The organism is Pseudomonas sp. SED1 (assembly GCF_034044025.1).
In the GTDB taxonomy this organism is placed as follows: domain Bacteria; phylum Pseudomonadota; class Gammaproteobacteria; order Pseudomonadales; family Pseudomonadaceae; genus Aquipseudomonas.
In genome coordinates this window covers 20,514-30,442 of sequence record NZ_JAXCIS010000225.1, presented here as the reverse complement: position 1 = coordinate 30,442, position 9,929 = coordinate 20,514, and the positions used below count along the sequence as shown (strand labels likewise).

General features: G+C 60.4%; 14 protein-coding genes. 6 read left to right on the top strand and 8 right to left on the bottom strand.

Annotated elements, in window-relative coordinates:
* Positions 1 to 65: 65 nt before the first annotated feature.
* The 3 genes from SNL23_RS27965 to trpB form a co-directional block, all read right to left on the bottom strand.
* A complete protein-coding gene (locus tag SNL23_RS27965) occupies positions 66 to 512 on the bottom strand; it encodes an anti-virulence regulator CigR family protein (RefSeq protein WP_167664627.1) in 447 nt (148 codons plus the stop codon).
* Positions 513 to 651: 139 nt separating this feature from the next.
* Positions 652 to 1,461 (bottom strand): tryptophan synthase subunit alpha, encoded by an 810-nt coding sequence (gene trpA, locus SNL23_RS27960; protein WP_008439583.1) that lies wholly within the window; start codon positions 1,459 to 1,461, stop codon positions 652 to 654.
* Positions 1,461 to 2,687 carry a tryptophan synthase subunit beta gene (gene trpB / locus SNL23_RS27955; protein ID WP_318304326.1) on the bottom strand — a complete coding sequence of 409 codons (1,227 nt, stop codon included), beginning with the start codon at positions 2,685 to 2,687 and terminating at the stop codon, positions 1,461 to 1,463. Before trpB ends, trpA begins: the two co-directional genes overlap by 1 nt.
* Positions 2,688 to 2,796: 109 nt before the next feature.
* Here trpB and SNL23_RS27950 point away from each other — a divergent pair, with 109 nt between their 5' ends.
* Positions 2,797 to 3,693, top strand: a complete 897-nt coding sequence (locus tag SNL23_RS27950) for a LysR family transcriptional regulator (protein ID WP_076013295.1) — start codon at positions 2,797 to 2,799, stop codon at positions 3,691 to 3,693.
* Here SNL23_RS27950 and SNL23_RS27945 read toward each other — a convergent pair.
* The gene (locus SNL23_RS27945; RefSeq protein ID WP_003170746.1) at positions 3,690 to 4,016 is read right to left on the bottom strand and encodes a DUF883 family protein; all 327 of its coding nucleotides are present in this window, start codon (positions 4,014 to 4,016) and stop codon (positions 3,690 to 3,692) included. The genes SNL23_RS27950 and SNL23_RS27945 overlap by 4 nt on opposite strands.
* A 156-nt stretch (positions 4,017 to 4,172) precedes the next feature.
* Between SNL23_RS27945 and SNL23_RS27940 the strand changes: the two genes are divergently transcribed.
* Together SNL23_RS27940 and SNL23_RS27935 are read left to right on the top strand one after the other, a co-directional pair.
* Positions 4,173 to 4,388, top strand: coding sequence for a dodecin (locus SNL23_RS27940; protein ID WP_017848986.1), 216 nt, complete (start codon positions 4,173 to 4,175; stop codon positions 4,386 to 4,388).
* 117 nt (positions 4,389 to 4,505) lie between these two features.
* A complete protein-coding gene (locus tag SNL23_RS27935) occupies positions 4,506 to 4,733 on the top strand; it encodes a DUF1161 domain-containing protein (protein WP_318304324.1) in 228 nt (75 codons plus the stop codon).
* Between the two features lie 115 nt (positions 4,734 to 4,848).
* Here the strand turns inward: SNL23_RS27935 and SNL23_RS27930 are convergent, their stop codons facing one another.
* Positions 4,849 to 5,850 (bottom strand): LLM class flavin-dependent oxidoreductase, encoded by a 1,002-nt coding sequence (locus tag SNL23_RS27930; protein ID WP_008439586.1) that lies wholly within the window; start codon positions 5,848 to 5,850, stop codon positions 4,849 to 4,851.
* Positions 5,851 to 6,067: 217 nt separating this feature from the next.
* Here SNL23_RS27930 and SNL23_RS27925 point away from each other — a divergent pair, with 217 nt between their 5' ends.
* On the top strand, positions 6,068 to 6,499 hold the full coding sequence (locus tag SNL23_RS27925) for an OsmC family protein (protein WP_003170750.1): 432 nt from the start codon (positions 6,068 to 6,070) through the stop codon (positions 6,497 to 6,499).
* A gap of 182 nt (positions 6,500 to 6,681) precedes the next feature.
* A complete protein-coding gene (locus SNL23_RS27920; RefSeq protein ID WP_076013297.1) occupies positions 6,682 to 6,921 on the top strand; it encodes a DUF1161 domain-containing protein in 240 nt (79 codons plus the stop codon).
* Here SNL23_RS27920 and SNL23_RS27915 read toward each other — a convergent pair whose 3' ends face one another.
* Positions 6,922 to 7,344 (bottom strand): PA0061/PA0062 family lipoprotein, encoded by a 423-nt coding sequence (locus SNL23_RS27915; RefSeq protein WP_076013298.1) that lies wholly within the window; start codon positions 7,342 to 7,344, stop codon positions 6,922 to 6,924. It abuts the gene before it with no gap.
* 140 nt (positions 7,345 to 7,484) lie between these two features.
* Between SNL23_RS27915 and SNL23_RS27910 the strand changes: the two genes are divergently transcribed.
* Positions 7,485 to 8,540, top strand: coding sequence for an aminopeptidase (locus SNL23_RS27910; RefSeq protein ID WP_167664629.1), 1,056 nt, complete (start codon positions 7,485 to 7,487; stop codon positions 8,538 to 8,540).
* Between the two features lie 79 nt (positions 8,541 to 8,619).
* Here the strand turns inward: SNL23_RS27910 and SNL23_RS27905 are convergent, their stop codons facing one another.
* Together SNL23_RS27905 and SNL23_RS27900 are read right to left on the bottom strand one after the other, a co-directional pair.
* Positions 8,620 to 9,273 carry an HAD family hydrolase gene (locus tag SNL23_RS27905; RefSeq protein ID WP_167664630.1) on the bottom strand — a complete coding sequence of 218 codons (654 nt, stop codon included), beginning with the start codon at positions 9,271 to 9,273 and terminating at the stop codon, positions 8,620 to 8,622.
* A gap of 11 nt (positions 9,274 to 9,284) precedes the next feature.
* Complete coding sequence (locus SNL23_RS27900; RefSeq protein ID WP_318304322.1) at positions 9,285 to 9,827, bottom strand: gamma carbonic anhydrase family protein; 543 nt, start codon at positions 9,825 to 9,827, stop codon at positions 9,285 to 9,287.
* Positions 9,828 to 9,929: the final 102 nt, after the last annotated feature.

Here is a 9,929-nt window from a genome sequence, read left to right as displayed (position 1 = left end):
GGTGTCAGATGCCCCGCGGTATCGTTAACGTTTTTCGCGAGCAAGCTCGCTCCTACAGGGAGCTACTAGTACAGCGCGCCATCCAGAATCTGATAGACGATGCTGGTGCCAATCGCGATCAGCACGATGTCCCCACCCGAGCGGCGCCATTCATAACCAGGGTACTGCGGCAGATGTCCCAGCGCCCGAGGGTCCAGGCGCTCGCCGTAGTAGTTCGGCGGCAGGCGCTGGCCGCGCACCAGGTGGATACCGGGAGGCGGCGGTGCGCCACGGCGGAAGTCGCCATGGTTATCGCGGATGACCTGTCTCACAGGGCCGAAATCCTGAGGAGGCCCGCCACGGTGATTGTCCTGGGGCCCGCGACGGTCATCGCCACGGTGATCGTTCTGCTGGCCCGGCGGGCCGCCACGGTCAGGTCCGCCGCCTTGGTCATACGGTGCGGCTTGCACCAGCGCGCTGGCGCCGAGCAACAGCACACCCAGACTGGCTATCACACGTTTAGGTATCTTCATCAGGGGTTTCCTCAACTGCACAAACAACAAAAAGGGATTTCGAACCACGTTCGAAATCCCTTGGTCTTGTTAGCTTAGGTGCTGATTTCCCGGCTTGATTCCTCTGTATCAGGAACTTTACCTACCGCTTACGAGCCGCTTACTTACGGGCGTTGCGCACACCTTCCGACAGCGCTGAACACAGGGTCAATACACCGTCGATGGCCTGTTGATCGTTGCTGGCATTGGCGATGTGATCGATCAGTGCCGAACCCACCACCACGCCGTCTGCCAAACGGGCGATTGCAGCGGCCTGCTCCGGGGTGCGGATACCAAAACCGATGCTGATCGGCAGGTCGGTATGCCGACGCAGACGGGTTACGGCTTCTTCAACGTGTTCCAGGGTTGCGGCACCGGCACCGGTCACACCGGCCACCGAAACGTAGTACACAAACCCGGAGCTGCCGTTGAGTACGGTCGGCAGGCGCACGTCATCGGTGGTCGGCGTGGTCAGGCGGATAAAGTCGATACCGGCAGCCTGGGCCGGGTCGCACAGCTCGCCGTTATGCTCGGGCGGCATGTCGACCACGATCAGGCCGTCGACGCCGGCTTCTTTTGCATCGCTGATAAAGCGTGGCACGCCGTACATGTGGATCGGGTTGAAGTAGCCCATCAGCACCAGCGGCGTGTCGCTGTTGCCCTCGCGGAACTCGCGAACCATTTGCAGGGTTTTCGTGAGGTTCTGCTTGGCGGTCAGTGCACGGATGTTGGCCAGTTGAATGGCCGGGCCGTCGGCCATCGGGTCGGTGAACGGCATGCCCAGCTCGATTACATCGGCGCCGGCCGCCGGCAAGCCCTTGAGGATCGCCAGCGAGGTGTCATAGCCCGGGTCGCCAGCGGTGACGAAGGTCACCAGGGCGGCGCGGTTTTGTTCTTTCAGTTGCGCAAAACGTGTTTGCAGGCGGCTCATCAGTGTTTCTCCTGCTTGGACTGTTCCATGTGGTGCATCACGGTTTGCATGTCTTTGTCGCCACGGCCGGACAGGTTGACCACCATCAGGTGATCTTTCGGCAAGGTCGGCGCGCGTTTAAATACTTCGGCCAAGGCGTGGGCGCTTTCCAGTGCAGGAATAATCCCTTCCAGGCGGCAGCATTTGTGAAAGGCGTCGAGGGCTTCGTCGTCGGTCACCGAGGTGTACTGGACGCGGCCGATGTCGTGCAACCAAGCGTGTTCAGGGCCGATGCCCGGGTAGTCGAGGCCAGCGGAGATCGAGTGGGCGTCGATGATCTGGCCATCGTCGTCCTGCAACAGGAAGGTACGGTTGCCGTGGAGCACACCCGGTACGCCGCCGTTGAGGCTGGCCGCGTGTTTGCCGGTCTCGATGCCGTAGCCGGCCGCTTCAACGCCGATGATTTCGACGCTGGTGTCATCCAGGAACGGGTGGAACAGGCCCATGGCGTTGGAACCGCCGCCGATGCATGCCACCAGGCTGTCGGGCAGACGGCCTTCCTGGGCCTGCAGTTGGGTACGGGTTTCCTTGCCGATCACGGCCTGGAAGTCGCGAACCATGGCTGGGTACGGGTGCGGACCGGCTACGGTGCCGATCAGGTAGAAGGTGCTGTCGACGTTGGTGACCCAGTCGCGCAGGGCTTCGTTCATTGCGTCTTTCAGGGTGCCGGTGCCGGCGACTACCGGGATCACTTCAGCGCCCAGCAGCTTCATGCGGAATACGTTGGCCTGCTGGCGCTCGATGTCGGTGGTGCCCATGTAGATCACGCAGTCCAGGCCAAAACGCGCGGCGACGGTGGCGGTGGCCACACCGTGCATGCCGGCGCCGGTCTCGGCGATGATGCGTTTTTTGCCCATGCGCCGCGCCAGCAGGATCTGGCCGATGCAGTTGTTGATCTTGTGGGCGCCGGTGTGGTTCAGCTCTTCGCGCTTGAGGTAGATCTTGGCGCCGCCGCAGAATTCGGTCAGGCGTTCGGCGAAGTACAGCGGGCTTGGGCGTCCGACGTAGTCGCGCTGGAAGTAGGCCAGTTCTTCATTGAAGGCCGGATCGATCTTGGCCGCTTCGTATTCGCGGGCCAGATCAAGGATCAACGGCATCAGGGTTTCCGCCACGTAGCGGCCGCCGAACGAACCAAACAGGCCATTGGCGTCTGGGCCGTTGCGTAAATCGGTCTGGGTCTGAGTCATGGGACGCTCCAGGTAGAAAATGTGTAATTGGCAATGACGGTCACTCTACCCCTGACGCTTCCACGTGAAAACCGATAAGATCGCCACAACCTGTCAGGAAAACTCACAGATGAGCCGAGACCTCCCACCCCTGAACGCCCTGCGCGCTTTCGAGGCGGCTGCACGCCTGAACAGCGTCAGCCAGGCCGCTGAGCAACTGCACGTGACCCATGGCGCCGTCAGCCGGCAGCTCAAGGTGTTGGAAGAACACCTCGGTGTCAGCCTGTTCGTCAAGGACGGGCGCGGCCTCAAACTCACAGATGCCGGCATCCGCCTGCGAGATGCGAGTTTTGAGGCGTTCGAGCGTCTGAGGGACACCTGCGCAGAACTCACACAAAGCAGCGCAGACGCACCATTTGTGCTCGGCTGCTCCGGCAGTCTGCTGGCGCGCTGGTTTATTCCGCGTTTGGGGCGCCTGAACGCCGATCTGCCGGATTTGCGCCTGCATCTGTCGGCGGGCGAAGGCGACCTCGACCCGCGTCGCCCCGGGTTGGACGCGCTGCTGGTGTTCGCTGAGCCGCCGTGGCCGGCGGATATGCAGGTGTACGAATTGGCCAGCGAGCGCATCGGCCCGGTCATGAGCCCGCGATTTGCCGATTACGAGCGTTTACGCCAGGCACCTGCCGAAGCCCTGCTGGATCAAGCCTTATTGCACACCACTTCGCGCCCACAAGCCTGGCCCAGCTGGGCGCAGCACCACGGAATCGACGCTGGCGCGTTGAAGTACGGTCAGGGTTTCGAGCATTTGTATTATTTGCTGGAGGCGGCGGTGGCCGGGCTGGGGGTGGCAATTGCGCCTGAGCCGCTGGTGGCAGAGGACCTGCGAGCGGGTCGCCTGGTTGCGCCGTGGGGTTTCAGTGAAACCCCGGCGCAACTGGCGTTGTGGCTACCCAAGCGCGCCGCGGATGGGCGCGCCCGGCAACTGGCGCAGTGGCTCAAGGCTGAGCTTGCGCGCCAGGTTGTTTAGTCGCCGCGTTTGCACAGCAAGTAAGCAGCCAGCAGGCCCAGCGCGCCAACGGCGACGCCAGCGGTAGTCCATGGGTGCTCTTGCGCGTAGTCCCGTGTCGCAACACCGGTTTCGCGGATTTTGACTTTGCTTTCTTCGTAAGCATCGCTGATCAGGTGACGGGAATGCTTGAGAGCATTCTCGGCATTGCTTTTCAGGGCCTTCAAGGTTTTGCGCGACTCGTCAGACGCATCGTCCTTGAGGCTTTCCAGAGATTTGAGCAGGCTCGAAATCTCGGCTTCCATGCTTTCCAATGACGCTTTGCGTAAAGAGGTGTTGGCCATGTGGGCTCTCCTGGAGTGATTGAGTGGCGTGTGTTGTTTCCGACTGCGGCGGTTTCAGAAAGTGCAGTAAATCTGAACTTTCGTATGGGAATGGTCGCCAGAAGCAGTACGAGAATTCACTGCTAGGCTTCATTAACGACCCCAGGAGAAAACCTTATGAGTGATCATCACACCTACAAGAAAGTCGAACTGGTGGGCTCTTCCACCACCAGCATCGAGGAAGCCATCAACAATGCCTTGGCCGAAGCCAGCAAGAGCATCAAGCACTTGGAGTGGTTTGAAGTGACCGAAACCCGCGGTCATATCAAGGACGGCAAGGCCGCGCATTTCCAGGTCACCCTCAAGGTGGGGTTCCGAATTGCCAGTAGTTGATTGAGCCGGTTGAACTTGCGCGCTGGCCGATTGCCATAAACTCCGCTACAACCTTTAGGCACGTCGACGTGACGAGCGGCGACGTGCTTCCTTTCGATCAACCCAAGGAAGTGACGGATGAAGAACTTTTTGTTGGCGGTAGGTTTGTTGAGCATTGCGGGCACAGCCCTGGCGGCGGGCAAGCCTTGTGAAGAGCTGAAAAGCGAGATCGCGGCGAAAATCGACGCGAAAGGCGCTTCGGGCTACTCCCTGGAAATCGTGGACAAAGGTGCTGCACCTAGTGACCACGAGGTTGTCGGCAGCTGTGAAGCCGGTACCAAGGAAATCGCCTACAAGCGCGGGTGATCCCGTGTTGCAGACGTAAAAAACCGACGCAAGTGCGTCGGTTTTTTTTGATCGGTCCCTCGCTCCGCGTGGGAATGCAGCCTGGGATGCTCCGCGTCCCGCCCTACTCCTGGACTCAGCCCTTCATGATCTGGGCCAGCAGCTCATAGGAATGAATCCGGTCGGCATGCTCGTACAGGTCACAGGTGAAGATCAGCTCATCAGCGCCGGTCTGCTCCACCAGCACTTCCAGCTTGGCGCGGATCTTCTGCGGGCTGCCCACCATGGCCAGGCCAAGGAAACTGCCTACAGCGTCTTTCTCATGGGGCAGCCACAGGCCGTCCATGGTCTTGACCGGCGGGCGCTGCACCAGGCTTTGCCCACGCATCAAAGCGAGGATTCGCTGGTACACCGAGGTGGCCAGGTAATCAGCCTGTTCATCCGTATCGGCGGCCACCAACGGGATGCCGAGCATCACGTAGGGCTTGTCCAACACGGCCGAAGGCTTGAAGTGGTTGCGATAGACGCGAATCGCTTCATGCATCAGGCGCGGTGCGAAGTGCGAAGCAAAGGCGTAAGGCAAACCGCGTTCGCCCGCAAGCTGTGCACTGAACAGGCTCGAACCCAGCAGCCACACCGGCACGTTGGTGCCGGTGCCGGGCACGGCGATCACTCGCTGGTCCGGGGTGCGCGGGCCGAGGTAGGCCATCAGTTCCGCTACGTCTTCCGGGAAGTCGTCGGCGCTGCCGGAACGTTCGCGGCGCAGGGCGCGGGCGGTCATCTGGTCGGAGCCAGGTGCGCGGCCCAGGCCCAGGTCGATGCGGCCCGGGTACAGGCTTTCCAGGGTGCCGAACTGCTCGGCGATCACCAAAGGCGCGTGGTTGGGCAGCATCACGCCACCGGAACCGACACGAATCGTCGAAGTGCCGCCTGCCAGATAGCCCAGCAATACCGAGGTCGCCGAGCTGGCGATGCCGTCCATATTGTGGTGTTCGGCCACCCAGAAACGGTTGTAGCCGAATTTTTCTACATGCTGGGCCAGGTCCAGGGAATTGCGCAGCGACTGCGCCGGGCTGCCGTTGGCACGCACTGGCACGAGGTCGAGGGTCGAGAACTTTACGTCGGACAGCGATTTCATAAGCCTGCTTCTCCAATGGGGGCGCAGGCTTCTTAGACGAACCAAAACCTGCCGCTTCATGTGCATGTTCTATGCAATGAGGGCATATACCCGAGATTCAATAGCGAAGGTGAAATTTCCTACTTAATCGCTAGGTTTCTCCGACAAGATGAACTTTGCCGGGGCGTCTATCCTCAGAACCCTTACTGAGGCAAAACCACCGTTCGAGGAGACCGCTATGAGTATCGTTAAAAAAGCATCCGCGCATTGGGAAGGCGACCTGAAGACTGGCCTGGGTTCCATTTCCACGGAAACCGGCGTGCTGCGCGAAGCGCCCTACGGTTTCAAGGCCCGTTTTGAAGGCGGCAAGGGCACCAACCCTGAAGAACTGATCGGCGCCGCCCATGCCGGTTGTTTCTCCATGGCCTTTTCCATGATTCTCGGCGACGCCGGGCTCAAGGCAGATAGCATCGACACCCAGGCCGAAGTGACCCTGGACCAAGTGGACGGTGGCTTTGCGATTACAGCCGTGCACCTGATCCTCAAGGCAAAGATCCCGGGCGCCAGCCAGGCCCAGTTCGATGAGTTGAGCAAGAAAGCCAAGGAAGGATGCCCGGTATCCAAGGTACTGAACGCAACCATTACCCTGGATGGCACCCTCGTTAATTGATCGACCCTTGTAGGAGCGAGCGTGCTCGCGAAGACTTCAAAGGCGCCGCGCCCTTCCAGGCGGCACGCGTTATCGTTGAGGTTTTTCGCGAGCACGCTCGCTCCTACACGTTCAGGTATGGTCGAATAGCCGATTGCAGACTCAGCGCACACCCGTGCGCGTGCATTCAGGGAGCTTCACACATGAAACGTATTGCCTTGGCGGTTATCTGCGGTGCACTGGCCACGTCGGCCCTGGCGGCGCCGAAAGATTGTGAAGAGCTCAGGAAAGAGATTGAGGTCAAAATCCAGGCGAATGCCGTTCCGTCCTACACCCTCGAAATCGTCACCAAGGAAGAAGCAGACAAGCACGACAGCGCCATGGTTGTCGGCAGCTGTGAGAATGGCACCAAGGCCATCGTCTACCAGAAGAACAACGACTGATCAGATGCAGTTGACGCTACGTTCTTCGGCCAGCAATTGACCCGCTTTGTTGTACAGCCGGATATTCGGGTTGTAGCCCAGTGAGCGCCCTTCCAGGCGATAGCGCTGGCCTGCCTCGAAACGGTCGTATTGCAGGGTCATGAAGCAGGTTCGGTCGGTAGTTTGGCCAAATCCGCTGAAACTGCCGCCAGTGGGCACCTCGAAATCAAATCGCACCATCAATTCGTGGCTGCCAGGTGGCACCTGGAAGTAGCGCCCGTCGTTCAGGTTTTTCCCGTCCAGGCGTTGCGCCATCACCAGCTTGGCGCCGGGTGTCGGGGTGGCGAAGTCGACCCAGGCTTGCTGCGGATCAACCGCGGGTAGCGGCGTCGACGCGCAGGCACTGAGAAAGATCGCGGCGACGGGAAGCAGTAGCTGACGCATGTTAAGCACTCAACTGTAGGAATGTTCGTTTGAGCGGCTGCGCTCGGCAGCACGCTCCCTGAGTATAAACACGCCACGCCATGGAAAAATTCCCCACAGGCGAGATAGTCTGGCGGGATAGTTACCTGCGAGAGGTTTTAATGGTCAGGCGTTTACTTCCCGGGTTGATGCTGCTGTTGCTCAGTGGCTGTTCCAGCGTCAGTTACTACAGCCAACTGGCAGACGGGCAATTGCAACTGCTGCGGGCCCGGGAGCCGGTCTCCGTGGTCATCGCCGATCCGTCTCGTCCACAGGTGCTGCGCGAGCATTTGGTGCAATCCCAGAAAGCCCGCACCTTCGCCAGCGAACACCTGCACCTGCCGGATAACCAGAGTTACCGCTTGTATACGGATATTGGCCGCCCTTATGTGGTCTGGAACGTCTTCGCCACGCCTGAATTTTCCCTGTCGCCACAGACTCACTGCTTCCCGATTGCCGGGTGCGTGGCCTATCGCGGTTATTACAACCAGGGCGCCGCGCGTGGCCAGGCGGCGTTGTTGAAACAGCAAGGCATGGACGTGTCGATTGGTGGCGTGGAGGCCTATTCCACCCTCGGCTGGTTCAATGATCCGATCATGAGTTCGATGATGAGCTGGGGCGACGAGCGCCTGGCCACGCTGATTTTTCATGAGCTGGCGCACCAGCGGTTTTATGTGAAGGACGACACTGAGTTCAACGAGTCGTACGCCACCTTCGTCGAGCAAGAAGGCACCCGGCAATGGCGCGCGGCCCGGGGCTTGCCGCCTGCCAGCGAGTCGGCGTTGAAACAGCGCGACCAGTTCACCCGGTTGGTGCTCGACACCCGCAAGCGTCTGGAGCAGCTGTATACCCAGCCACTGGCGGCAGATGCCATGCGCCTGGCCAAGGCGGCTGAATTCGAACGCCTGCGCCGTGACTACCGGCAAATGCGCGATAGCCAGTGGGGTGGCGACAAGCGTTATGACGCCTGGATGAACTTGCCGATGAACAACGCCAGGTTGTTGCCGTTTGGCCTGTATGACCAGTGGGTGCCGGCGTTTGCCGCGTTGTTCCGGCAGGAAGGCGGGGATTGGCCGAAGTTCTTTGCGGCGGTGGAGAAGCTGGGCGGGTTGCCCGTAGTTGAGCGTAAAGCGGCACTGAGGCGTTTGGAGGAACCCGAGCCTTTGGTTGGCACATAGGGCCTCATCGCGGGCAAGCCCGGCTCCCACAGTGGGTCGCGTTTCCCTGTGGGAGCCGGGCTTGCCCGCGATAGCGATCTTATGGCCGCTGCAAAAACGCCTGATGCATCTGCGCCAATGTTTCGAAATGCCAGGTCGGCGCTTCGGCACTCAGCTCCTCATGGCTGCCAAACCCGTAACCCACTGCCGCGCAATCCAGCCCGTTGCTGCGGGCTCCGATCAGGTCGTGCTTGCGGTCGCCAATCATCAGGGTGCTGGCCGGGTCCAGGCCTTCCTCTGCCATCAGGTGGGCGATCAGCTCGACCTTGTTGGTGCGGGTGCCGTCCAGCTCGCTGCCGTAGATCACCTTGAAGTGTTTGGCGAAATCGAAATGCCGGGCGATTTCACGGGCGAACACCCAAGGCTTGGACGTGGCCACATACAGCTGGCGGCCCTGGCCATTCAACGCTTCCAGCAGCGGCATCACGCCGTCGAACACGCGGTTTTCGTACAGGCCGGTAACCTTGAAGCGCTCGCGGTAAAAATTCACTGCTTCCCAGGCCTTGGCTTCGTCGAAGTCATAAAACTGCATGAACGCTTGCAGCAGCGGCGGGCCGATGAAGTGCTCAAGCTTGGTCAGGTCCGGCTCATCGATCCCCAGTTTGGCGAGGGCGTACTGGATCGAGCGGGTGATGCCTTCGCGCGGGTCGGTGAGGGTGCCATCGAGGTCGAACAGAACGGTTTGGTAATGCATGGGTGTCCTTGTCATTGGTCGAAGCCTTCGGCCAGGTGCAGGTCTTTGAGCTTTACGTAGTTCGCAGCGCTGTAGGTGAAAAACGCCCGTTCCTTGTCAGTCAGCGGGCGGACCTGTTTAACCGGGCTGCCGACATACAAGAAACCGCTCTCGAGTTTCTTGCCCGGCGGCACCAGGCTGCCGGCGCCGATGATCACGTCGTCCTCCACCACGGCGCCGTCCATCACAATGCTGCCCATGCCGATCAGAATCCGGTTACCCACCGTGCAGCCATGCAGCATGACCTTGTGGGCAATGGTCACGTCGTCGCCGATCAACAGCGGGAAACCATCAGGATTGAAGGGCCCGGCGTGGGTAATGTGCAGCACGCAGCCGTCCTGCACGCTGGTGCGCGCACCGATGCGGATACGGTGCATGTCGCCGCGAATCACCGTCAGCGGCCATACCGAGCTGTCGGCGCCGATTTCGACGTCGCCGATCACCACCGCCGATGCATCGACGAAAGCCCCGGCAAGCAAGGCCGGCGTGTGATTCTGGTAGGTGCGAAGGGTCACGATAGGCTCTCTCTCTTCTGCTGATAGCTGCGGTGGGCGTTGATTGTAATTAAGATGGCCCCATCTTTGTTCTTACATGTTTCTTCAGCCAAGGTGCCAACC